Below are 24,039 nucleotides of genomic sequence, written 5' to 3' on the forward strand. Positions count from 1 at the left end.
ACCATAAGGTAAACATTTTTGTTTACCTTTTCTCTTTTTTTGAATGTTATACACCCCGAAATGGCTTTTGGCTGATTAACACTCAAAAACCGGAAAGCTGGTTCCAGTTTTGCGGGAAGGTTAATTATGGTGAGAGGGGTTTTAAGGTACATCAGGCGTGGCCGGGTGACGCTCAGCGTTCCCGGCCAGCCGCTGACTTAGCTTTTACGTTTTGGCAGCGTTTTCATCAGATCTTCCGGGCTTACGGAGGCGACAACGCTGCCGGGCAAGGGCATTTTCAGAATATGATTTTTGATCTTGCCGATAACGTGCATTTCGCACGGACGGCAATCAAACTTCAGCGTCAATACTTCGTCGCCGTGTACCAGTTGCATCGGCGTTGCTTTCCAGCTTTTGATATTCCCTTTCGCCTGTTTCGGGCACAGGTTAAAGGCAAAGCGCAAACAATGTTTGGTGATCATCACCGGCACATCGCCCTTCTCCTGGTGCGCCTCATACGCCGCGTCGATCAGTTGAACGCCGTAGCGATGATAAAACGCGCGCGCTTTGTGATTGTAGACGTTAGCCAGGAAGCTCAAATGCGTTTCCGGGTAAACCGGGGCTGGTTGCGCCACCGGCTTACGGCTGCCGCGTTGATAGTTCGCCAGACGCGCCGCATCCAGCATTTCTGCCGCTTCGCGACGGAACTGGTTGAGTAAACTGTTCGGCACGAACAGTGCGCCGGGGAGATTCACCTCAACGCTACGTGCGTAGTACATCGTCTGTCCCAGCTTCGCCACGCCTTCTTTCAGGTTGTTCAACGCTTTTTCGGCGTTGTTCGCCTCGTCAAACTGTCCCTCCAGCGTATGGGTGACGCTCACGCCCTCTTCGCTGGTCAGCGTCAGAATTAGCTGTTCCTGCCAGCCGCCTAACGCGATATCCACCGCCACCCGGCGTTCGCTGGAGGTTTTGGTTAACGCCTGCTGCCAGTTGTGGTCGAGATTACGGTTCAGCGGATGATGCGGGCGCACTTTATGCAGGTCGGGCGGCATTTCATTCGGCCAGACGCGATAACGGTTCTGTCCCGTCTTTTCCACCGTATTGGCGCGAAACCCCACCACTTCACGTTTGATCAGCACATTCAGGCCATCGCCGTTGGATAACGGTTCCGTCACCTCAACGTCCAGGTGATCTTTTGCCACTTTGACGACTTCGCCTACCGGTAAACCGATAAATTTTGGCGAATCGAACGCGCCGATATCCCCTTTACGGGCGTTAACAAAATAGTCGGTACTGCCGCGATGGAAGGTTTTATCCGTAGAAGGAATAAAAAAGTGCTCAGTACGACCGGCGGAAGCCCGCGCCAGGTCGCCACGCTCCTCGATAATCGCATCCAGCATCTGGCGATAGTGCGCCGTGATGTTCTTCACATAGCTCATGTCTTTGTAGCGCCCTTCAATTTTGAAGGAACGCACGCCGGCATCGATCAACGCGCCCAGATTGGCCGTCTGGTCATTATCTTTCATCGATAACAGGTGTTTTTCGTACGAGACCACCCGCCCCTGATCGTCTTTTAAGGTGTACGGCAGGCGACAGGCCTGGGAGCAGTCGCCACGGTTAGCGCTGCGACCGGTCTGCGCATGAGAGATATAGCACTGCCCGGAATAAGCCACGCACAGCGCGCCGTGGATGAAAAACTCAATAGTGGCGTCGGTGGCCTGATGAATCGCCTGGATCTGGCTCAGACTCAGTTCGCGCGCCAGCACAATCTGGGTGAAACCGACGTCGGCAAGGAATTTCGCCTTTTCAACGCTGCGGATATCACACTGCGTACTGGCATGCAGTTCAATGGGGGGAATGTCCAGTTCCAGGATGCCCATATCCTGCACAATCAGCGCATCGACGCCGGTCTGGTACAGATCGGTAATCAGCCGTTGCGCGGGCTCAAGCTCATCATCATGCAGAATGGTGTTTAACGTCACAAAGATCTTCGCGCCATAGCGATGCGCAAAAGGCACCAGTTCCGCGATATCTTTCAGGCTGTTACTGGCATTATGCCGCGCGCCGAAGCCCGGCCCGCCGATGTAAACAGCATCGGCGCCATGTAAGATCGCTTCACGAGCAATGGCGGTATCGCGTGCCGGACTTAACAGTTCAAGGTGATGAGGTTGCTGGCGCATACGGTTAATATCATCCAATAACAGCAAAATGGCGGCTATTGTAGTCAGAAGCGCGACGTTTCGGAATACTTTTCCCGTCTAACTATGTGGGTAATGGATCAAGGAGTGAAAGTGAACCGTCTGGTCGCTGCTATTGCGATACGCATGGGCGGCATCGCCCGCAAAACGCACGCCTTCGCCGGATTTGAGCGTGCGCCACTCCCCGGCAATACACATATCCAGCGTTCCCTGAATCACCACCACATGTTCGATGACGCCTGCCTCATGCGGCGTCGATTCGCTAAGCGCGCCCGGGGCCATCAATATTGAAAAATGGTCAAAACGGAGCTGCGGGTCCCACGGAAACAGCGGCGTGATCACCATTGCCTGCTGCTGCGGGTCGAAGGTCGGGAGATCCTCCGCTTCCGGCGGGGAGATAAACGTTGAAAACGGGACATTCAAACCGGTGGCAATCTTCCATAATGTCGATACCGTCGGGCTGGATTCGTTGCGCTCTATCTGGCCGAGCATTGCTTTTGAAACCCCTGTCGCTTCCGCCAGACGCGACAGACTCCATTCTCGCTGTTGGCGCAGCGCCTTCAGCGTCGTCGCCAGATAATGGGTCAGGTTGTCCATTTTTCTCCCCCGGTAAAGCCGCAGTCTATCACTTGTGCGCTATAGCGCACAATGCTACAGTTTGTGACCGTTATAACGCACAAGGGGCAATCATGCGGTCATTTTCACTTCCTCTGCCAACCGTGTTGTCTGGTTTCGTTGCGGTCCTGGTCGGCTATGCAAGCTCAGCGGCAATCATCTGGCAAGCCGCGATTGCCGCCGGCGCATCAACCGGACAAATTGCCGGATGGATGACGGCGCTTGGCATCGCGATGGGCGTCAGTACGCTGGCGTTAACCCTATGGTATCGTGCTCCGGTACTGACGGCATGGTCAACGCCCGGCGCCGCGTTACTGGTTACCGGCTTGCAGGGTCTCACGCTGGCGGAGGCCATCGGCGTATTTATTGTCGCGAATGCGTTAATCGTTCTGTGCGGCGTAACCGGGTTGTTTGCCCGCTTAATGCAGGTGATTCCGCATTCTCTTGCTGCCGCGATGCTGGCCGGTATTTTATTGCGTTTTGGTTTGCAGGCGTTTGGTCATCTGAATGGCGAGCTGTTTCTGTGCGGCAGTATGCTGTTGGCGTGGTTAGCGCTGAAAGTGCTGGTGCCGCGCTATGCGATTATCGCCGCAATGGTTGTCGGTATTCTGGTTGCAGGCATGAAAGGTGACATTGTCACGTCTGGCATAACCTTCTCCCCGGTGCTACCGGCGTTTATCGCGCCCCATTTTTCGCTTGCTCATAGCCTCGGCGTCGCCATTCCACTATTTCTGGTGACAATGGCGTCACAAAACGCGCCCGGTATCGCCACGATGAAAGCCTCCGGTTACTCCCTTCCGGTTTCGCCGCTGATCGTGTTTACAGGGCTGCTGGCGCTGGTTTTATCTCCTTTTGGCGTCTACTCCATATGCATTGCCGCTATTACCGCCGCCATTTGCCAGAGTCCCGAAGCGCACCCGGACGCCGGGCGTCGCTGGCTGGCTGCGGCTGTCGCAGGCGGGTTCTATCTGCTGGCGGGATTGTTTGGCGGTTCCGTCACCGCTCTGATGGCCGCTCTGCCCGTAAGCTGGATTCAGATGCTGGCCGGGCTGGCGCTGCTGGGAACAATCAGCGGTAGTCTGTACCAGGCATTGCTTAATGAAACGGAGCGTGATGCCGCGATCGTGACCTTTCTCGTCACCGCAAGCGGGTTGACGCTGCTGGGCATTGGCTCTGCGTTTTGGGGACTGGTAGTCGGAGGCGTCTGCTACGGGGTGCTATCGTTTGCTCGCCGCGCGTAACTGCGACGGCGTCTTACCGGTCACCTGCTTAAAGCGATTGCTGAAATGGCTCGCTGAACTGAATCCGCAGGCCATCGCGATCTCTGACAGCGAACGGGTTGAATGGCAGACCCATTGCTGTGCCAGCGCCATACGACGCTGCATCACGTACTGGTGCGGCGCCATGTTCATCGACTGGCGAAACATTCTGGCGAAATGAAATTCGCTCAATGCCGCCTCGCGCGCCAGATCGCTTAACGTCAGCGGCTCAGCAAGATGCGCTTCAATGTACGCCAGCACATTGCGCAGCGTGGCTGGCGCCAACCCGCCAGTAACCGTCGGGAGACGCCACTGCACGTTACTGTAATGCTGCACCAGATGCGTCAACAGCAGTGACGAGGCGGCGCTGAGCGTCATATGATTCGCCGGTTGCTGCCAGTCATTTCCCAGCAGGAACTGGCGATAAACCGCCGTTATTCCCGGATCGTTGCCAAAGGTGCGCTCATCCAGGGTAAAGCTGTACGGGCTTTTATCCCAGACCTTTTCCCCAACATCCCGCAGATGGGCATCTGTACAGTAGAGATGGACAAACGACAGGTCGTCGCGAATGTCCCAGACGGACTCACTCTCTTTTGGCATCAGACAGAAGCGATCCGGCCCCCCGCCATTCTTCCAGCCGCCCGGCGTTTTGTGGTAGCTCTCGTAGCCGTCAGCGACATACAGGCTGAGAGTATGGTGATCGCAATATTGCGTAATGTTGTCACGTTTATTTGACCATGCCGCCAGCTGGACACCCGAATGCAACGCAACCGAGTCATGCAGCACGGCATTATGTTTGCGTAAATTTTCAAAGGCATCATAAGACTGAGACATACCATCACATCACAAAGCAGTAATAAGTAGAATCTCAGTCTATAACAGCCACGATCCGTTTCCAGCCCTCACCGGTCAGACAGCGGCAAAAAAGCGCAAGATTTTGCAAGTCATCCGCAAACCGGTGCAAGCGCGCGCATTTTTTACATGTCACATTCCTTCTTCGGATAATAAAGATAAAGAAGAGAGTGTTATGAACGCATTATTATACTGTCTGGTGGTTGTCATTTGGGGAACCACCTGGATTGCGATTTATCTGCAACAAGGCCCGGTATCGGCGCCCGTGTCCATTTTCTGGCGGTTTGCCGTCGCCAGCGCGTTAATGATGCTCATCCTGCTGGCGAGCGGGAAATTACGTAAATTATCCGGGCGCGACCACCTGTTTTGCCTGTTACAGGGCGGATGCGTCTTCTGCTTTAATTTCTGGTGTTTTTATAGCGCCGCCGCCTGGATCAACACGGGGCTGGAGTCCGTCATTTTCTCAATGGCCGTACTGTTCAATGCGGTTAACAGCTTTGTGTTCTTCGGGCATAAACCGCCGCTACGCTTTTATTACGCTGCCGGTCTGGGATTAACGGGCATTATCACGCTGTTCTGGCAGGATCTGGCCAACAGCGGCTGGAACCACTCGCTGTTACTGGGGATTGGTCTGAGCGTGCTGGGAACGTTTGGCTTCTCTTTGGGCAATATGATCAGCATGCGCCATCAGAGAAAAGGTCTGGAAGTCATGACCACCAACAGCTGGGCGATGCTGTACGGCACGCTGCTGATCGCCGCCATTGCCTGTATACGCGGCGATAACTTCACGCCGCAATGGACGTTGAGCTACCTCGGCGCCCTGCTGTATCTGGCAATATTCGGTTCCGTTATCGCGTTTGGCGCGTATTTTACTCTGGTGGGACGCATCGGCCCCGGCAACGCGGCCTACAGTACGCTGCTGTTTCCTCTGGTGGCGCTGACAATATCCACACTCTACGAAGGTTACGTCTGGCAAATGAATGCCGTTGTTGGATTAGTGCTGATTCTGGTTGGCAATCTGGTGATGTTCACGCGTCCAGAGGCGTTAATGAGTAAGTTAATTTACCGTCGCCGGGCGGCATAAAAAAACGCGCCATCCGAAGATGGCGCGTGAACTTATTTTTTACCGACATCAAACATGGTGGCATCAGTCGCCATGTCATCAATCACTTCTTTCAACGTTTCAAACGCCATCGGCGTATTTTCGTTGCTCAGGTCTTTACCCTCGCCCTGACGAACCACTTTCACCACCGGTTTATTGGTGGCGGCATCAATCAGCTCGCCTTCAAAGTAAAGATGCGTATCCATTGTGCGATGGCCTGTCGCCATCTGCGTACCCGCAACCACCAGGGCGACCGGCACCACCTCATAGAATTGCAACCCCTCTTTGCTGGTATCAACGCCGGTTATCGCGCCGCGGAAAATCAGGCTACGCGGCCCTGGGGTCGTCACCAGAGGTTTACGTTTCTCAATGGCCGTTTTCAGTTGGGTATCGGTATAGCTTCGTAATTTATCCAGAACCTGCTGCCCGACCTGCGTCGTGGGTTTTGGCACCGGATAGTAGGTTATCGGGTTCCAGACGATGCTGTCATATTTAGATTCATCAAAGCTGGAGTCAACCCAACGGAGCACCGGTTTTCCCGTTGCGGAGGTTGTTTCTTTCAGCCCTGAATAATCTTTTAAGAACCCAGAATATTTATCCGGCTGAGTGATTTTTGACGCACAGCCAGATAAAGCCAATAAGCCAGAAAGCACTGCAACTTTAAATAAAGTATGAGTACGCATGGAAACTATCCCTTTTGTTTTTGCAGATATGCAATTGGAATAGTAGCAAAAGGAAACTAATCTGGATGGACTATAAATGGTATCGCCAGCACAAATTCAACACGGCGAGTTGCAGGCCGTATCAGGCCTGCAACGCTATCGTAAAATTGCGTTATGCGCTTTTACGCGCCAGCAGCGTCGCAAAACGCAGTTTGATGCGGTTGCCGTTGGCGTCCGTGCGGTGAAGTTCACCCACATCCTCGTTGTATTTCAGCAATTCCCAGCCTTCGTAGTAACGGCGCAGTTCCCCTTCTTTAAACGCAAACGGGAAACCCACGGTACAGGGGAAATCTTCCGTATCCATTGCCGCCACAATCAGGTTATGCCCGCCCGGTTTGGTGCAGCGCTGCATATTGGCAATCAGCCCCGGAATGGTTTTCGCTTCCAGGAACATCATCACGACCGTTGAGAGAATAAAATCGTAGTCGCCTTCGAAGCTTAACGCGTTAAGGTCAACCACCTTTGCTTGCAGGTTTTCCAGCCCTTCCGCCGCTTTGATGCGCTCAACGTTGGCGATGCTCATCGGATTCTTATCCCAGGCGGTAACGTCATAGCCGTTCGCCGCCAGATAGAGGCTATTACGGCCATTTCCGCAGCCCAGATCCAACGTTTTACCCGGCGCGACCACCTTTGCCGCCTCAACGACGTCGGAGTGCGTACGGGTTAAATCGTATTTTTCAGTAAAGTAATTTTCGTCACGAAGGGTCATTAGTTATCCTCAGATTTCAGTAATGCGGCGCGTTCTGTGCGCACGAGAAGTTTCCCCTGCATCAGCAGCGCAAACGTGCGTACGAGCAATAACGCTATGATAAAATTGGTAAAAATAAACAACGGAATCGCCAGCGTATGAAAAAATCCCGACGCGCTGGCGTGCCCTAAATGCAGCCCTGTCGTCGCCAGCGCTGAAACGCCGAACGAGAAGCTCCAGAAAGAGGCATTAAACGGCTGCGACAGATACCACGGCATCAGGCGCAGCATGAAAAGCAGTTGCAGCAAGCCATAGCCAAACAGCATTTTTGCCAGCGTATCGCCTTCTCCGCCGTTGACGCTCAGCCAGGCGCTACAGGCCACTAACGCCGGAGCCAACTGAATGCCCAGCGATGTGCGCAGTACCGCCGGTAATTCACCGGAACTGCGCAAACGTTGCAAAATAACGGGTTCCAGACTCAACCACGAGAATACGCCAGCCCCTAAAAAGACCAGCCCGGCGTCGTTGTAACCCAACGCGCCGCAGGCCATCGCGCTAATAAAGTTATTCGCTACCGTCGGCAGATACAGCCCCGGCGTTGTCGCCTCTTCAGGATGCGAACCGCGCCAGAGTCCCGCCGTTTGCCATGCGGCATAAGCCAGTTGCACCACGACGCCAATGCTGAACAATCCCACGGCTAACCCACGACACCAGGGGACAAAACCAATCGCCACCAGCATCGTGGTCGCAGGAAAAAGGCTGACAAAACTGCTCTTTACCGGATGCCGTACCTCCGCCAGTACGCTCTGCGGAAAACGCAGCAGACGGTTAAGAAAGGCAAGCGTCAGCAAGCTCCAGATGATCATTGCCAGGATCACCAGGCCATCGCCAATCCAGTGACTGACGGGCCAGATATGGCTGGCATAGCGCCACGCGAAGCCCATGCCAATGGTGCCCAGTACCATCCCAAAATAGCCAGCCGGAAGATTAAGCACCCGGTCGCTCTGCTTGTTCTTACTCATTTTGTTTAATTTATAAAGTATATTTTAAATGCATTTTATGGAATTTCGCCCTGTTTAGCCAGTGCTGAAAAATTTGCTACGGTTATCTTAAGCGAGCAAAGGGAAATTCCCCATGAGCAAATATCACCTGAGTGAAGAATCGCGTGCCTTTAGTTATCAGGATAACGGCCACAAAAAAAGCGTCCTGCTGCGCCAGATCATTGCCCTTACCGACTTTAACGACGTCAAAGCCGGAACCGCTGGCGGCTGGGTAGACGACGAAAGCGTGCTGGCGCAAGAAGGACACTGCTGGATTTACGACGAGAATGCCCTCGCATTCGCCGGGGCGATGATTTCAGGCAACGCCCGCATCACCCAGGCCTGCATCATCAGAGATCGCGCGCAAATCAGTGATAACGTCTGGATTGATCTGGCCGAGATCAGTCACGGCGCCCGGATAAGCAACAACGTCACCGTGCAGAATTCGGTCGTTCGCGGTGAATGTCATCTGTCTGGCGACGCTCGTATTCTGCACCATTCGGAGATTATCGCCGCAAAAGGCCTAACCCAGGAAAGCGACCTGACGCTGCAAATCTACGATCGCGCCACCGTCAGCAGCTCGCGCATTGTGCATCAGGCGCAAATCTACGGCGATGCGATAGTCACCCAGGCGTTTATTGAACACCGCGCGGAAGTGTTTGATTTCGCGATCGTCGAAGGTAATGAAGAGAATAACGTCTGGCTTTGCGACTGTGCCAAAGTGTACGGTCACGCCCGCGTTATTGCGGGAACGGAGGAAGATGCCATCCCTACGCTGCGTTACAGTGCTCAGGTGGCGGAGCACGCGACGGTTGAAGGTAACTGCGTATTGAAACATCACGTTCTGGTCGGTGGTCATGCCGAACTACGCGGCGGCCCTGTCCTGCTTGACGATCATATCCTGATCGAAGGCCATGCCCGCATTCTGGGGGACGTGCTGATTGAGCATCATGTGGAAATCACCGATCGGGCGACGATCGAAACCTTTGATGGCGACAGCATCCATCTGCGTGGCCCAAAAGTGGTTAACGGTGAACAGCATATTACACGAACACCGTTGGCAGGGTTACTCTGAGGCGTTCTCGATAATGCGGGCGTACAGGTTAACGTCGTGATACTCCCCGTTGAGAAACTCCGCTTGTTTCAGGCATCCTTCCAGTTCAAAACCATTGCGGCGCGCCACCTGGTTGCTCGCCTGGTTCGCAACCCGACATTTAATCACAAAGCGTCGAAGCTCGCCGCGCCCGGCATAATGGCCGATAAACGCCTGAAGCGCGCGCGACATAATGCCCTGCCGCTGGTGAGATTCATCCAGCCAGTAACCGATATAGGCGGTTTTATTCAACGGCTCTATCAGATTAAACGAGATGACGCCCACCACCTCCTCTTCCTGAAAGATAAGGAACATTTTGGCGTAGCCTCGCTGGTGCAACATCATATTACCCTGCACATTTTTGCGCGTATCGTCTTCACTGGCGACAAACTGCGGCCAGTTTAGCGATGCCTGTAGCCAGTCTTTGTTTTTAAGCACCAGTTGATGTAACGGCGTAACATGGCACTCTTCCACCGCTCGCAGTTCCAGTGTTTCGCTGATCGTGATGACTTCAGCCATTTCTCCATCCTTTACGGTGACAACAGCAGGATTTATTAGCTTATCACAGACTTGCCCGCATACCTGAAAACAGGAAGGGCTTCCTTGTCTGTCAGGAAGCCCTTTTAAGCAGGACAAAGACTGCGCAGTGCCTACAACGAATCAGCTCTCATTCAAACTTTCTTTCTGCAATATTCTGAGCAGATCCTCCTTCAGATGGAGTTTCTCTTTCTTCAGACGAACAATATCCAAACTGTATCCCCTGCCGTCAGAACCTTCCAGCCGGGCAATCTCATGATCAAGGGTGTTGTGTTTTTCGAACAAGGAAAGAAAGCGAGGATTCTCGGTTTTCAGTCGTGAAATCAGATCTCTGTATTCTGGAAACATACGCACTCCCTGTTAGTGGCTGTAAAACGTGTACTGAAGTACACACCGTCAGCTTACGCATTTGACATAAGGAATAATGCGAACGGGATCGAGTTTAAATAATGAGCAGAAAATGCGCCGGGAATCGTCGGGAGAAAAGAGCCGCCAGCAGTGTGGCGGCTCGGGGCAGCAGAGCGGATTACCGCATCACGCGGTCATCAACGTAGCGACGCTTATCCGGCGCCGGCGGGAAATACTGATACAGCCAGGTTTCGCTAATGGCGTCCCCCTGGCAGCGCAGGAACATACGCATATCCACCGGGTCGGTTGAATCTGACGTCGGATACCAGTCAAACTGGATGCGATAACCATCGAACGGTTCGACGTAGAGGATCTCAATCTGTTTCGCTTCGCCGTTAGACAGCGTAATGACAGGTTCGATCCCCTTCGGCGCAGCGGCTTTCAGATCGCCGCCGACAAAATCAATGGCAAAGCGGCGCGCCCATTTTTCCGGGTAGTGTTCACCCGGCGCCCACCCTTCGGGGAAACCGCCCATACCGGTACGGGTCGCCATCACGCGCGCCAACGGCGAGCGAACCGGCGGTTGCGCGCTCCAGTAAAGACGGTATTTGAACGCCAGATCATCGCCCGCTTTGATCGCTTTTTCCGGCTGCCAGAAGCACACCACGTTATCGAGCGTTTCACCGGTCGTCGGGATTTCCATCAGGCCAATAGACCCTTTCCCCCATTTGTTACGCGGCTCCACCCACAGGCTTGGGCGTTTGTTATACCAGCCCATGATGTCCTGATAGTGGGAAAAGTCACGGTCAAGTTGCAGCAGGCCGAACCCTTTCGGGTTATTGTCGAGATAGGCGTTGAACTGCAATTTCTGCGGGTTATTCAGCGGACGGCAGATCCATTCGCCATTGCCCAGCCACATGGCCAGGCGGTCAGAGTCGTGAATTTGCGGATGAATGGTGTCGCACATCCGGCGTTCATTGTTGCCGCAGCTGAACATGCTGGTCATTGGCGCGATACCCAGCTGCTTGATGTCTTTACGCGCATAAATGTGGTTTTCCACATCCATGATCACCTGACTCTCTTCACAGTGGATCACAAATTTATAGGCGCCAGTGACGCTTGGGCTATCCAGCAGCGCATACACGGTAAACGTGGTGTCGCCCGGTTTCGCCGTCTCAAACCAGAATGCGGTGAAGTCCGGGAACTCTTCTTTGCTGTCGGTATAGGTGTCTATCGCCAGGCCTCGCGCGGACAGCCCGTACTGATAAGTGTCATCCACCGCGCGGAAGTAGCTTGCCCCCAGGAAGGAGACGATGTCGCGACGCGCCAGTTCAGGCGCTTTAAAGGCACGAAAGCCCGCGAAGCCAAGGTCGGTTTGCCCTTCCAGTTGACGGGTATCGACACCGGCATCGTTGTATTTGAACAGTTCCGGGCGGAAATGAATTTCGCGCGCCTGATGCGTGCTGGCATCAAGCGAGAACATACGCACGCGACGACGGAAGCCCATTCCTACGTGGAAAAATTGCACATCCAGCTTGCGGCCTTCGATGTTGTTCCACAGAGAGTGCGCCGCATCGTACTGAATGCTGTTGTAGGCCTGCGGCGTCAGATTCGCCAGCGTATTGGGTAACGCCCGGGGTTCGCCGCCCCACGGCTTTTGCGCTAAATCGTTCGCCATTGATTGCAGAACGGAAAAGTCAAAACGGACGGTTTGACCATCTGCAATATCAGACTCTGCCGCGAAAGCGGCGCGGGAAAAGAGTGAAGCAATACCGCTCGTACCGCACACGGCGGCCATTGCCATTGAACCTTTAATAAATCGTCTACGATCCATACCTGAAAGTGAGTCCTTCTGGTCGTGTGAATGGTCCCGCGCTGGTCTCTATCAGCGGCAAGAAGTACAACGTTTCTGACCGCTCACTCTAGACAAAATTCATTAATAATCCAATTGTTGGCTGTCGATAATCTGTACAAAAGCCAAAATATTTTATGTCGATAAGAACAGACTGAATACCGTGTAAATACAGATGGCGCGCTTTCAGGTTATGAAAAGCGCAACCTGCCGAACATCTCGCCATTATTCCAGACTGACGTGATGTTTCATCACCCGTTTGAACAGCGCCATCCGCGCGCCCATAAAGCGGTTCTCTACTTTAAAACCGGCAAATTTATTCAGTCCGATGCGTAACAAGCGATCCCGCCCCTGAACGCTGGCGGGCCAGCGCACCGGACCATGCAGAACATCGCAGGTCCGGCTGGCGTGACGGGCGAAATTAACCCAGTAATCGGCGATATGCCGGGCAAACGCCAGATCGTTGTCATTCACGTAATTGCACGCGGGTTCCGCCAGCGTCAGCGTATCAAAGACATACGGCACTTCATTTCCGTGCCAGGCGCCGTTGGCGTAGGTTGTGTGTTCAGTTTCCGCGACATAGTCAAACCAGTATCGCCAGCACGGTTCACCTACCCGCTGCTGCGCCTGCATCACCACATAGCCCAACGTGGTGAACGCCATATCGCGGCAGACCTGACGCCCCAGTTCCTCATCACCCTTCACGCCGGGATAGAGCAGCTTGATCAGCCCTAACCCCAGTCGGCGTTCGCGCCGCAATTTCGCGATCTGCCCGGCGAGATCAACGCCAAACACCGCCATCACGCTCGCTTCGTCGCTGTTGGAGCCAATCAGAACCGGCATTGGGTGCTGCTTTCCGGCAAAGAAGGTCTCCATCATCGGCTGTGGCAATACCGCATCGCCGGAAATCGGCGTCGGCGCGATTTTCAACGGCGCGCCCAGCGGCCAGAATGCCTCCGCCGGTAGCGCCCGCAACTGTTCAGCAGTGGCGTCCGGCAAATTAAAATGCGCCGCCAGTTCGATACCCTTTTGCAGCGCGACCTCGCGCGGCGTATCCGGTAACGTATAACCACTCTGAATAATGGCTTTATGGAACAGGCCCTGTGCCCGTGGGGACGCCATCAGCGACAGAACGCTACGCGCGCCAGCGGACTCGCCGAACAGCGTCACATTCTGCGCATCGCCGCCGAAAGCGGCAATATTGTCCTGCACCCAGCGTAGCGCCGCGATCTGATCGAGCAAGGCGAAGTTATGTACGCATTCGCCGTCCTCGTCATCAAGGGCCGGATGAGCAAAAAATCCCAGGTGACCAAGACGATAATTGAGTGTGACTACCACGACATCGCGCTTCGCCAGCGCACAACCGTCGTAAGGCGGTAATCCTCCCGCGCCGATGGTGTAGCCGCCGCCATGCAGCCAGACCATAACTGGCAACGGCTGCGGGCGCATCGCGGGCGCCCAGATGTTCAGATACAAGCAATCCTCGGAAAAACGCCCCGGATCGCCCCCGCCAAGCTCGCGACAATATTCAATATCCTGCCAGCTGGCGCATGAAAATGTATTCGCAGGGCGTTCGCCCTGCCAGGGTGCGACAGGCTGTGGCGCCCGCCAGCGGAGCTGACCCGTAGGCGGCGCGGCATACGGTATACCGCGCCAGATGTGGATGTCGTTTTGCACGACACCCATGACATTTCCCTGTTGCGTTTCGACAAGCGGGATGGAGGGATTCAACATGACGCATTCCTTTTCCTTCACATCCCGACAGCATACCGCGATCAGAGCAGTCCGCAACGCCGTTTACTGCGTTCTTCCGCCGCCTGATAAAGCGCAAACTCATCATATACCGGGCACCCTAACGCCTGCTCAAAGGCGTCGCGGCTGGCATTGCCGTGGCTGCGCGCCTGGGTTTCGTTACCCAGGTTAGACTGGAATATTCCGGCCGCGCTTACCGGCAGAAAATCTTCATAGGTAATGGGTTGTGCCACCACCCAACCGCGTTCAATCAGCGGCTGTGGGTCGTCGCCCGGATGAATAGACTGGCGGTGCGATTCACCGGCAGGCGTTAACCGGTAGCGAAACCAGGCGAGCCCCTGCTGGCGCAGTAAAAATTCGCTGTCCGGGAAAGCGTTAAAGACCGCCTGCAAATGCAGCTGATGCGTAAGATTATCTTTGCCCGTCCCCGCCTTATGCAGTAACGCATCGTACAACCGCCGCCCTTCAGGCGTCAGCGCCACGCCGCGCTGTTCAATCTCACCAAAACGTGCCGTATGGCTGCCCTCCGTTTCACCGGCAAACAGCACCGACTCTTCCAGCGCCTTGAAACTGGTCTGGCGTAACAGAATCGGTACCTCACGGCGCGGCGGCCCTTCAATCAGGATCTTGGGTTCGATACCGCATTCCGGCATCATCAACTGCACTTTGTCGATATCCAGCGTGCGCGGCGTCAGGTGGTTAATGTGGCACCCCGGAAAACACACCACGTCAGCAATCAGACGGTGTTCATTATGTAATGCCTGATACGTTTCCCTGTCCACCGTGGCGTGCCGGTGCCAGCGGAAAGTCTCCAGCGCCTCCTGCACAAACTCCCGCGCCTGCGCCCCGGTAAAATTGCTCTGCGCATCAAAGACGTCCAGAAGTTCGCGACAGCGCGGCGTAAAGATATCGCGCTTCGCCAGAATATCCGCCGCGCGTTGGCGCAGCGCCGCGTTCTCAATTAACTCCAGCCGTAATAGCGAGGTGAAGACGCGAAACGGGTTGCGGGAAAGCGACGCATCGTCAATGGGGCGAAAGGCGGTGGAATGAACGGGAACGCCCGCCTGAGAAAGGTCGTAATAACTGACGGGATACATCCCCATAATCGCAAACATTCGGCGCAAGGTGGAAAGCTCCTGCGCCGTACCCACCCGAATCGCGCCATGCCGCTCAACGTTCAGCCGCGCCAGCTCATCCGCGTTGGCCAGCTTTTCATGCAGCGTAGGATTATTTTCCAGTACCGTCAGATTCACATCAGCGACAAGTTCCAGCAATGTACCATACTGTGGAACTTCCTGCTGGTACATTGCTGACATTGCCTGCGAAAAGTGTTCCCGAATCTCATCAGCCGCGATGGTGTTCGCCATAATGTCATGCCTCCAGTGAATATTACCTGGAGTGTAGAAAACGCCGTTCACTCTGGTGGGAAGAATTTACAAAGTGTGATCTCACCTGTGCGGATTCAGGTGATGTTCCAGCCAGGGGAGCATCTGTTTCTTACGGCTCAGCATCCCTTCCACCTCGCAGGGGTGCGGGACGTCCGGCTGGGCATCTCCGGCAAACCAGAGGCGGGAATAACCGAGATTGATATCCGTGAGCATCAGAACAACCAGCGCCGCATCTGCCCCGGCGGCATAGCGCGCCATTTCCTCACGCAGGTCGTCCATCATCGCATCAACCTGCTCCATCGCATACAGCTCAAGCTGCGCCACGCAAACCCGCTGCCCGTGGACAGTAAAGGTTTTCATGTCCTTCTGAAGAAGCTGGCTGGCGTTCATCCCTTCCACGCTGGTTTTCGCGTACAGAAGATCGCGGCTAAAGCGTTCAAGAGACAAACCGGCGAGCTGGCTGAGCGATTCCACCGCAAGGCGATCATCCGGGGTCGTTGTCGGCGAACGAAGCGTGACAGTGTCACTCAGAACGGCGCCCAGTAATAACGTCGCTTCTGCGGGTGAAAGCTGTTTTCGAATGGCATCCGTCATCAGTTGCCACAGTAATGTTGCGCTACTGCCAACAGGTTTTACCCACACTTCCGGCGGCAGTCGGGTGATCAACCCGCCTAAGCGGTGATGGTCAATAATGCCAACAACGTTACTCTGCGCTAAAGAATCCGGCCCATGGGCTGGTTCGGTAAAATCAACCAGCCAGACGTCCCGATCGGTGAGCGGAACGCTTAATCGTTCAGGAATGGGCAACCCCGCCTGCGCAAAAATAAACTGCGTCTCACGGTTGGCTTCCCCCGTGCGGAACGCCACTGCCTCCTGCCCGCGCAACGTCAGCCAGCGCGCCGTCATCATGGCCGTACAGATAGCATCGCTATCAGGATTGAGGTGACCAATTACATATATCATTGTTGTTTCCTGTTGGAAAAAGCATGAGGAACCGGAAGAGTATTGACCAGCCCGACACGCTCCTGGTGATAAAGAGTCATATCAGGCGTCATCAGCCTACTGAAACGAGGCGGTTGGAATAAGGTGGAACGCCATCACCCTGCACTGGATTGTGAACCCGCTTGATGTCTCTTTCAAGTATGAACTCACGTTATGACCTGTCGCTTTCTGCGCCACGCATTGTCATTATTCTCACATCACTGTGAATCGTACAAAACATAAGCAAAACAAACTTCTTGTAAAGGAAATGAGTTAGATGTTAATAATATTTTGCTATCAGGTTATCAAAAACCAATAACTTTACTTGTCACCGGCACCGCTCTGTTTTTAACATCGCTTATGGAAAAAAATAGCTTGTTTAGTCAGCGCATCCGTTTGCGCCATCTTCATACTTTTGTAGCTGTCGCCCAACAAGGAACACTGGGGCGCGCGGCTGAAACCCTTAACCTGAGTCAACCTGCACTCTCTAAAACGCTTAACGAGCTGGAGCAACTGACCGGAACCCGCCTTTTTGAGCGTGGTCGCCTCGGCGCGCAGTTAACGCTGCCCGGCGAACAGTTCCTCACCCATGCGGTAAAAGTGCTTGATGCGCTTAATACCGCGGGCCAGGCGTTGAATCGCAAAGAAAGCCTCAATAATGATGTGGTGCGCATTGGCGCATTGCCCACCGCCGCGTTGGGTATCCTTCCGGCCGTTATTGGTCAGTTCCATAAGCAGCAAAAAGAGACGACGTTACAGGTCGCCACCATGAATAACCCGATGCTGCTCGCTGGCTTAAAAACGGGGGAAATCGACCTCGGTATTGGCCGGATGTCCGACCCGGAATTGATGAGCGGTCTGAATTACGAGCTGCTGTTTCTGGAGTCGCTGAAGCTGGTTGTGCGCCCTAATCACCCGCTATTACAGGAAACCGTCACCTTAAGCCGTGTGATGGAATGGCCAGTGGTCGTGTCGCCCAAAGGCACCGCTCCCCGGCAGAATGCGGAAGGTCTGCTACAAAGTCAGGGCTGCAAAATGCCCGTTGGCTGCATCGAAACGCTGTCGGCCTCGCTGTCTCGCCAGCTTACCGTTGATTATGACTACGTCTGGTTTGTCCCTTCAGGCGCGGTGAAAGAAGATCTGCGCCAGGCTACGCTGGTATCACTGCCGATTCCCACCCTGGGCGCTGGCGAACCGATTGGCATCCTCACCCGCGTGGACACGCCGCTTTCTCCCGGCGCACAGGCGCTGATCGCCGCTATCCGCAAATCCATGCCGCACTGAATGCGCCCTCAAATAAATGCCGGATAAGACGCGTTAGCGTCGTTATCCGGCAATATTAAGGCTTAAAACGTTTCCCAGTTATCACCGCTGGTTGTTACTGGCAGCGGTGATGAACTGGCGACGACGTTCTCAGACGGCGCGCGTTTAATCGCACTTCCCCCCTGCAAACGAAACGCCCCGACCGCTTCGGTTAAGCGAGCAGCCTGCTCTTCCAGAGACGCGGCGGCGGCGGAGGCCTCTTCGACCAGCGAGGCGTTTTGCTGCGTGACTTTATCCATCTCGGAAATCGCCTGGCTCACCTGCACAATCCCACGGCTCTGCTCATCAGAGGCTGCGGCGATCTCCAGCATAATGTCCGTTACGCGTCGCACGGCATCGACAATATCATTCATGGTGTTGCCTGCTGCGACGACTTCCCCGGAGCCCTGGTCAATCAGTCTGACCGATTCGCTGATCAGCCCTTCAATTTCTTTCGCCGCCTGCGCACTGCGGCTTGCCAGCGTGCGCACTTCACTGGCGACCACGGCGAAGCCGCGCCCTTGTTCACCCGCTCGCGCCGCTTCGACCGCCGCGTTAAGCGCCAGGATATTGGTCTGGAAAGCGATGCTGTTGATGACGGCCGTGATCTCGGAAATTTTCTTCGAACTATTGGAGATGTTGCCCATTGTTTTCACGACGCCAGACACCATCTGACCGCCGTGACTGGCTTTGCCGGAGGCGTCTTCCGCCAGTTTGCTGGCATGGTGCGCGTTGTCCGCATTTTGTTTCACCGTGGCCGTGAGCTCTTCCATGCTGGCTGCGGTCTGTTCAATTGCTGCGGCCTGCTCTTCCGTACGCGATGACAAATCGGTATTGCCGGCGGAAATCTCACTGGTGCCGCGATAAATCTCTTCCGCCCCCTGACGTACCGTTCCCACCGTTTGCCCCAGAGAGGACTGCATCTTCTGGAGATGGCGGCTTAAGCGACCGATTTCGCTGCGTCCGGTTGGGTCATCCGGCATGGTGAGATCGCCTGCGGCAATCTGTTCAATACGCTGTGCAGCACGTTGCAGAGGGTTGATTACCGTCCGGCGGAGCGCGATAAACGTCAGTAGCGTAAGCACCAGCGCCAGCGCGAACGCCCCAATCATGAACATCAATCCCAGTTGGCTGCGCTGATGCGCCTGGTCGCTAAGCTGATTCGCGCGCGCCGTGCGTAGCTCAATCGCCTTGAGCAATACGGTGTTATACGCGGTATCGAGCGGTCTGGCCTGTTCGTTTTCATGGTTGATAATCGCCTCGAACATACCGTTTCTGGCGTATTTCAACATAGGTTGCAGGCCATCAATATAGGCTTTGAAGCGGGTATTCAGCTCCGCATCCAGCGCTTCGTCCGCCGGTGTTTTTACCGCCCGCGCCATAAAGACGTTAAAGCCTTCCTGCGACTGCTTAATCCGCTTCTCCGCCTCAGCGATATTGGCTTTCATGTCGTCCATTTCAGCAATGCGGCTCGCCGCGCCTGCATGGATCATATTGATACGCGCGGTACGCAGATGGTTAGAACTGTTGGATAAGCCCATCCGCACCTGAATTTCGTCCGTCACATCCCGCTGGTCACGATCTGCCTGTAGCAGGAAGTACCCCGCCAGCCCGGAACTGAGTGCGAACAGAAGAAGGATGCCACCGAGAATGGAGGAAAACAGCGGAACCAGCCGAATATGATGCAGAAAACCCAGCTTATGCGGTGCTTGCATCGTTGATGTGTTGTCCATGACCGTCGACTCTCTTGTAGGTTATTGCGTATAAAACACGCCCGTTAGATAGTCATCGGCATTCCAGGAAGTTTGCTTACGGTGAAAATCGGAATGTTTGTCACATTTTCACAACATTTATTCCTGAAAATTCAGGAAAGTGCCAGCGGCAGACCCGCTGGCATGTGAATCAGTTATCACCGAAATGGATAACGGTACGAATGGACTTGCCCTGATGCATTAAATCAAAGGCATCGTTGATTTGATCAAGCGGCAAGCGATGGGTAATGAACGGGTCCAGACGAATTTTCCCCGCCATCGCCTCTTCCACCATGCCTGGCAGTTGGCTACGCCCTTTCACACCGCCAAAAGCGGAACCGCGCCAGACGCGCCCGGTAACAAGCTGGAACGGACGGGTTTTAATTTCCTGGCCTGCGCCAGCCACGCCGATGATGATGCTCTCGCCCCAGCCTTTGTGGCAGCACTCCAGTGCTGCGCGCATCACATTGACGTTACCGATACATTCAAAACTGAAATCGACGCCGCCATCGGTCAGCTCAACAATCACATCCTGGATGGGTTTGTCATAGTCATTCGGATTAATGAAATCGGTCGCGCCCATTTCTTCCGCCAGTTTGAATTTCTCCGGGTTGGTGTCAACCGCCAGAATACGCCCGGCTTTCGCCTGCACCGCTCCCTGAATCACCGCCAGGCCGATACCGCCCAGGCCAAAGACCGCAACGCTATCCCCTTCTTTTACTTTTGCCGTGTTGTGTACCGCGCCAATCCCTGTGGTGACGCCGCACCCCAGCAGACAGACTTTATCCAGCGGCGCCTGCGGATTGACTTTCGCCAGGGAAATTTCAGCACAAACGGTATATTCACTGAATGTGCTGGTGCCCATATAGTGATAGACAGGTTCGCCGTTGTAAGAAAAACGGGTGGTGCCATCCGGCATCAACCCTTTACCCTGCGTGGCGCGCACCGCCTGACACAGGTTGGTTTTGCCGGATTTACAGAACTTACACTCGCCGCATTCTGCGGTGTACAGCGGAATAACATGATCGCCAGGCTTCAGACTGGTGACGCCTTCGCCAACGTCAACCACCACGCCACCGCCTTCGTGACCCAGAACCGCCGGGAACACGCCTTCCGGGTCGTCGCCGGAGAGCGTAAACGCATCCGTATGGCAAACGCCGGTATGGGTAATTTTAACCAGCACTTCACCTTTTTGCGGCGGCGCGACGTCAATTTCAACAATCTTTAACGGCTGGCCGGGGCCAAATGCAACTGCTGCACGTGATTTCATTTGTCTCTTCCCATTATTGTGAGGTGATCTGTTTATTTTAGATAAGCGCGCAGAAGGTGGCCGATTTCAGCCATGCGCACGGCGCGTTGATCCGGCGTGGTGTCACCGCTGACCAGTTCATCTTTCAGGTGAATCTCAACCATCTCTCCCATCAGCCCGTTAGATGCGCCGCGAACGGCGGCAATCTGTTGCAGGATCGCCAGGCAAGGTTCTCCTGACTCCAGCGCCCGTTCCAGCGCGTCAACCTGCCCGCGGATACGGCGAACCCGAGTGAGAATACGTTTTTTATCTTCAGGTGAATGCGGCATACGCCCTCCATACTATAGGGGGGTATACTATCAGATTTGTTATGTGACTGTAAAACCAACAGCAGCATCTCGCAATTTGTATGACAAATGGCTATACTGCCCGCTTCCGATGTAGACCCGTTTCCTTCACCTGCGTCACGGGTCTGGTTACACGCAGGTGTTTTCTAAAAGAAACCCCGCATTACGCGGGGTGGTGAGAAGAGTCAGGAACGTTTGCGCGGCATCATGCGCAATAGCGTATTGTCTTTCCAGACGTAGTGATGCATCAGCGCCGCGGCGGCATGCAAACCAATGACAAAATACCCCAGTTTCGCCAGCGTGATATGCCAGGTTTTCAGCATATCCACCACCTCAAAATTAGCGTCTGACGCATGCGGCATCACCAGGCCGAACGCAACCCAGGGATTGCCCCGGTTATACATCATCACCAGGCCAATAATCGGCAAGACAATAAACAGCAGATAGATCACCAGATGCCCAAGATGCGCCATTCCGGTCACCATCGGCTTTGGTTTTGGCACAATGGGCGGCGCCGGGTATTTCAGTCTGACCAGCAGGCGCGTCACCATCAACACCAGGATGGTCATCCCGCACGAGACATGAACCATATTGATCCACGGACGATAGCTGCGGGGCGCAAATCCCCTCAACTCCATTGCACAGTAGGTCACAATAACCAGTAAAAAGACCAGCCAGTGGATGCCAATTTGCAGGCTTGTGTACTTATTGCTCATAACACGTCCTGAGTAAAAAAATAAAGCGTCAACATAGCGAGCTTTTGTTAAAAATTCATTAACTTTTGTTCACCCAATTTCAACCAGTTACGCTTAGCCGCAAAATCTGTTATTGCCCTGGACGCCTGACTGGACTATGCCTGGTAGGGAAAAAATGTGTCGTACCGTTGCATCCTGACAGGAGAAAACCATGAGTAAAATTGGCATTAACGGCTTTGGTCGTATCGGTCGTCTGGTGTTACGTCGTCTGCTGGAAGTGAAAAGCGACATTGATGTCGTCGCCATCAATGACCTGACCTCCCCTAAAATCCTCGCGTATCTGTTGAAATATGACTCAAACTACGGCGTATTCCCCTGGAGTGTGGATTTCACCGAAGACGCGCTGATTGTGGACGGCAAAAAAATTGCGGTTTACGCAGAAAAAGAGGCTAAAAATATTCCGTGGAAAACCACCGGCGCCGGGATCATTGTCGAGTGCACCGGCTTCTATACCTCAGCCGAGAAGTCCAAAGCGCACCTCGACGCTGGCGCTAAAAAAGTGCTGATTTCCGCCCCGGCTGGCGATATGAAAACCATTGTCTTCAACGTGAATGACGACACGCTGGATGCCAGCGACCAGATTGTTTCTGTCGCATCCTGCACCACTAACTGCCTGGCGCCGATGGCGAAAGCGCTGAATGACAACTTTGGCATTCAGGTTGGCACCATGACCACAATTCACGCCTACACCGGAACCCAGTCGCTGGTCGACGGGCCGCGCGGGAAGGATCTGCGCGCTTCGCGGGCGGCGGCGGAAAACATCATCCCCCACACCACCGGCGCGGCGAAAGCCATTGGTCTGGTGATTCCTGAACTGAGCGGAAAACTTAAAGGCCATGCTCAGCGCGTTCCGGTGAAAACCGGCTCTGTAACCGAGCTGGTCTCGATTCTGGAGAAAAAAGTCACTGCGGAAGAGATCAACGCGGCGCTGAAGAAAGCAACAACCCATAATCCGTCGTTCGGCTATACCGATGAAGAGATCGTCTCTTCCGATATCATCGGCTCACATTTCGGTTCGGTGTTCGATGCCACGCAAACTGAAATCAGCACAGTGGGCGATCTGCAACTAGTGAAAACCGTCGCCTGGTACGATAACGAGTACGGTTTTGTGACCCAACTTATTCGCACGCTGGATAAATTCGCCAAACTCTGACCCTCTGGCGGAGGCATTGTTCCTCCGCCGTTTTCACCATTTATCTGGTCATTCAAAACGATGTGAATCCCTTCCGATTTTCAATGGATTAACTGTGTTATAGATAACGTTTATCACTGAGTGAGCACAGTCATGGACGTATTCAGCCGCGAAACCTTAGAAGAAATGATGGCGCAAGCCGTCTCCCGCTCAGCCACATTTACCCTCTGGCCTGATGGCGAAGCACCCGGAGCGAAAAACAGCGATGCTGTTTTTACGCCAGAACCGCGGCATACCGGTACATCCATCTTCGATCGCGCCGTCACGGGCGTCCGATCTCCTGAAATCACCGTTTACGCGCCAGATAAACCCAACGGCGTGGGGCTTCTCGTGACGCCAGGCGGTTCCTACCGGCGCGTCGTGCTGGACAAAGAAGGCAGCGCGCTGGCGCCCTTTTTTAATGCGCGTGGTTATACCCTGTTCGTGATGACCTACCGGATGCCCGGAGATGGCCATGATGAAGGGGCAAACGCGCCGCTGGCGGATGTGCAGCGCGCGATGCGCTATCTTCGCGCCAATGCGCAAGTGTGGAAGATCGACCCGGAACGCATCGGGGTGCTGGGTTTTTCTGCCGGTGCGCATGTCGCCGCCAGTCTGGGGACGCGCTTTGCTGAACTCGCCTGTCCCCCCATCGACAGCCTGGATGAAATCAACGCCCGCCCTGCTTTTATGGCGCTGGTCTATCCGGTCATCACCATGCGTGACGACATTTATCATCCCGGCTCACGCCTTGAGCTGATGGGCGCGGAACCTGACGATGAACAGATTCGCCACTACTCGCTTGAGGAACGCGCGGATGCCGCTACGCCGCCCACATTTCTGCTGCATGCCATCGACGATCCGGCGGTAAAGGTGGAAAACAGCCTGGTATTTTTTAACGCGCTGCGCCGTTCTGGCGTAGCGGTGGAAATGCATCTGTTTGAGCGAGGAAAACACGGGTTTGGCATTCGTGATACGCAGGGATTGCCGGTCGCGGTCTGGCCGGAACTGATGATGAACTGGATTGCGACCAAAGTGTGACCGCCATTAGCAGGCCG

Annotated in this window: 22 protein-coding genes and 1 riboswitch; of the genes, 6 read left to right on the forward strand and 16 right to left on the reverse strand. The window is 54.5% G+C overall.

Going from position 1 to position 24,039, the window contains the following annotated elements:
- Window positions 1-197: 197 nt before the first annotated feature.
- Window positions 198-2,159 (reverse strand): peptidase U32 family protein, encoded by a 1,962-nt coding sequence (locus OGY62_RS09435; protein ID WP_134769406.1) that lies wholly within the window; start codon window positions 2,157-2,159, stop codon window positions 198-200.
- A gap of 78 nt (window positions 2,160-2,237) precedes the next feature.
- Entirely contained in the window at window positions 2,238-2,774 is a 537-nt protein-coding gene (locus tag OGY62_RS09440; protein ID WP_058669186.1) for a helix-turn-helix domain-containing protein, read from the reverse strand.
- Between the two features lie 92 nt (window positions 2,775-2,866).
- On the opposite strand from OGY62_RS09440, the gene OGY62_RS09445 reads away from it, so the two are divergent.
- Complete coding sequence (locus tag OGY62_RS09445; protein WP_147294128.1) at window positions 2,867-4,033, forward strand: benzoate/H(+) symporter BenE family transporter; 1,167 nt, start codon at window positions 2,867-2,869, stop codon at window positions 4,031-4,033.
- Here the strand turns inward: OGY62_RS09445 and OGY62_RS09450 are convergent.
- Window positions 4,010-4,885 carry an AraC family transcriptional regulator gene (locus tag OGY62_RS09450; RefSeq protein ID WP_012132344.1) on the reverse strand — a complete coding sequence of 292 codons (876 nt, stop codon included), beginning with the start codon at window positions 4,883-4,885 and terminating at the stop codon, window positions 4,010-4,012. The genes OGY62_RS09445 and OGY62_RS09450 overlap by 24 nt on opposite strands.
- 193 nt (window positions 4,886-5,078) lie before the next feature.
- On the opposite strand from OGY62_RS09450, the gene OGY62_RS09455 reads away from it, so the two are divergent.
- Window positions 5,079-5,987 (forward strand): DMT family transporter, encoded by a 909-nt coding sequence (locus OGY62_RS09455; RefSeq protein ID WP_200073724.1) that lies wholly within the window; start codon window positions 5,079-5,081, stop codon window positions 5,985-5,987.
- Between the two features lie 32 nt (window positions 5,988-6,019).
- Here the strand turns inward: OGY62_RS09455 and OGY62_RS09460 are convergent, their stop codons facing one another.
- The 3 genes from OGY62_RS09460 to tehA all read right to left on the reverse strand — a co-directional run bounded on the left by OGY62_RS09460 (window position 6,020) and on the right by tehA (window position 8,437).
- The gene (locus tag OGY62_RS09460; protein ID WP_047463635.1) at window positions 6,020-6,688 is read right to left on the reverse strand and encodes a DUF3313 domain-containing protein; all 669 of its coding nucleotides are present in this window, start codon (window positions 6,686-6,688) and stop codon (window positions 6,020-6,022) included.
- Between the two features lie 151 nt (window positions 6,689-6,839).
- A complete protein-coding gene (gene tehB / locus OGY62_RS09465) occupies window positions 6,840-7,436 on the reverse strand; it encodes a tellurite resistance methyltransferase TehB (protein WP_012132341.1) in 597 nt (198 codons plus the stop codon).
- Window positions 7,436-8,437 (reverse strand): dicarboxylate transporter/tellurite-resistance protein TehA, encoded by a 1,002-nt coding sequence (gene tehA, locus OGY62_RS09470; protein WP_058669188.1) that lies wholly within the window; start codon window positions 8,435-8,437, stop codon window positions 7,436-7,438. The genes tehB and tehA overlap by 1 nt, the downstream gene beginning before the upstream one ends.
- A gap of 112 nt (window positions 8,438-8,549) precedes the next feature.
- On the opposite strand from tehA, the gene ydcK reads away from it, so the two are divergent.
- Window positions 8,550-9,530 (forward strand): YdcK family protein, encoded by a 981-nt coding sequence (gene ydcK, locus OGY62_RS09475; RefSeq protein WP_286459652.1) that lies wholly within the window; start codon window positions 8,550-8,552, stop codon window positions 9,528-9,530.
- Here ydcK and rimL read toward each other — a convergent pair.
- The 6 genes from rimL to OGY62_RS09505 all read right to left on the reverse strand — a co-directional run bounded on the left by rimL (window position 9,522) and on the right by OGY62_RS09505 (window position 16,388).
- Window positions 9,522-10,067, reverse strand: coding sequence for a 50S ribosomal protein L7/L12-serine acetyltransferase (gene rimL / locus OGY62_RS09480; protein WP_012132338.1), 546 nt, complete (start codon window positions 10,065-10,067; stop codon window positions 9,522-9,524). The genes ydcK and rimL overlap by 9 nt on opposite strands.
- Window positions 10,068-10,208: 141 nt before the next feature.
- Window positions 10,209-10,433, reverse strand: coding sequence for an HP1242/YdcH family protein (locus OGY62_RS09485; RefSeq protein WP_012132337.1), 225 nt, complete (start codon window positions 10,431-10,433; stop codon window positions 10,209-10,211).
- 178 nt (window positions 10,434-10,611) lie between these two features.
- Window positions 10,612-12,267: a glucan biosynthesis protein D gene (locus tag OGY62_RS09490; RefSeq protein ID WP_024130319.1), complete on the reverse strand. Its 1,656-nt coding sequence runs from the start codon at window positions 12,265-12,267 to the stop codon at window positions 10,612-10,614.
- A 243-nt stretch (window positions 12,268-12,510) separates the two neighbouring features.
- Complete coding sequence (locus tag OGY62_RS09495; protein WP_286459655.1) at window positions 12,511-14,019, reverse strand: carboxylesterase/lipase family protein; 1,509 nt, start codon at window positions 14,017-14,019, stop codon at window positions 12,511-12,513.
- Window positions 14,020-14,060: 41 nt separating this feature from the next.
- Window positions 14,061-15,404, reverse strand: a complete 1,344-nt coding sequence (hglS, locus tag OGY62_RS09500) for a 2-oxoadipate dioxygenase/decarboxylase HglS (protein ID WP_199972081.1) — start codon at window positions 15,402-15,404, stop codon at window positions 14,061-14,063.
- 81 nt (window positions 15,405-15,485) lie between these two features.
- On the reverse strand, window positions 15,486-16,388 hold the full coding sequence (locus OGY62_RS09505; RefSeq protein WP_286459659.1) for a DHHA2 domain-containing protein: 903 nt from the start codon (window positions 16,386-16,388) through the stop codon (window positions 15,486-15,488).
- Window positions 16,389-16,463: 75 nt separating this feature from the next.
- A riboswitch (Fluoride riboswitch) is annotated at window positions 16,464-16,536 on the reverse strand.
- A 230-nt stretch (window positions 16,537-16,766) separates the two neighbouring features.
- Here OGY62_RS09505 and OGY62_RS09510 point away from each other — a divergent pair.
- Window positions 16,767-17,690, forward strand: coding sequence for a LysR substrate-binding domain-containing protein (locus OGY62_RS09510; protein ID WP_012132331.1), 924 nt, complete (start codon window positions 16,767-16,769; stop codon window positions 17,688-17,690).
- A gap of 62 nt (window positions 17,691-17,752) precedes the next feature.
- Here the strand turns inward: OGY62_RS09510 and OGY62_RS09515 are convergent, their stop codons facing one another.
- The 4 genes from OGY62_RS09515 to cybB all read right to left on the reverse strand — a co-directional run bounded on the left by OGY62_RS09515 (window position 17,753) and on the right by cybB (window position 21,771).
- The gene (locus OGY62_RS09515) at window positions 17,753-19,441 is read right to left on the reverse strand and encodes a methyl-accepting chemotaxis protein (protein WP_233593956.1); all 1,689 of its coding nucleotides are present in this window, start codon (window positions 19,439-19,441) and stop codon (window positions 17,753-17,755) included.
- 169 nt (window positions 19,442-19,610) lie between these two features.
- On the reverse strand, window positions 19,611-20,729 hold the full coding sequence (locus tag OGY62_RS09520; protein WP_012132329.1) for an S-(hydroxymethyl)glutathione dehydrogenase/class III alcohol dehydrogenase: 1,119 nt from the start codon (window positions 20,727-20,729) through the stop codon (window positions 19,611-19,613).
- 32 nt (window positions 20,730-20,761) lie between these two features.
- The gene (locus tag OGY62_RS09525; RefSeq protein ID WP_012132328.1) at window positions 20,762-21,037 is read right to left on the reverse strand and encodes a metal/formaldehyde-sensitive transcriptional repressor; all 276 of its coding nucleotides are present in this window, start codon (window positions 21,035-21,037) and stop codon (window positions 20,762-20,764) included.
- A 203-nt stretch (window positions 21,038-21,240) separates the two neighbouring features.
- On the reverse strand, window positions 21,241-21,771 hold the full coding sequence (gene cybB, locus OGY62_RS09530; RefSeq protein WP_012132327.1) for a cytochrome b561: 531 nt from the start codon (window positions 21,769-21,771) through the stop codon (window positions 21,241-21,243).
- A 190-nt stretch (window positions 21,772-21,961) separates the two neighbouring features.
- On the opposite strand from cybB, the gene gap reads away from it, so the two are divergent.
- Both gap and OGY62_RS09540 read left to right on the forward strand, forming a co-directional pair.
- Entirely contained in the window at window positions 21,962-22,963 is a 1,002-nt protein-coding gene (gap, locus tag OGY62_RS09535; RefSeq protein WP_047463617.1) for a type I glyceraldehyde-3-phosphate dehydrogenase, read from the forward strand.
- Window positions 22,964-23,095: 132 nt separating this feature from the next.
- The gene (locus OGY62_RS09540; protein ID WP_286459662.1) at window positions 23,096-24,022 is read left to right on the forward strand and encodes an alpha/beta hydrolase; all 927 of its coding nucleotides are present in this window, start codon (window positions 23,096-23,098) and stop codon (window positions 24,020-24,022) included.
- Window positions 24,023-24,039: the final 17 nt, after the last annotated feature.

The sequence above is a fragment of the Citrobacter sp. CK198 genome, assembly GCF_030333295.1.
GTDB lineage: Bacteria > Pseudomonadota > Gammaproteobacteria > Enterobacterales > Enterobacteriaceae > Citrobacter_B > Citrobacter_B koseri.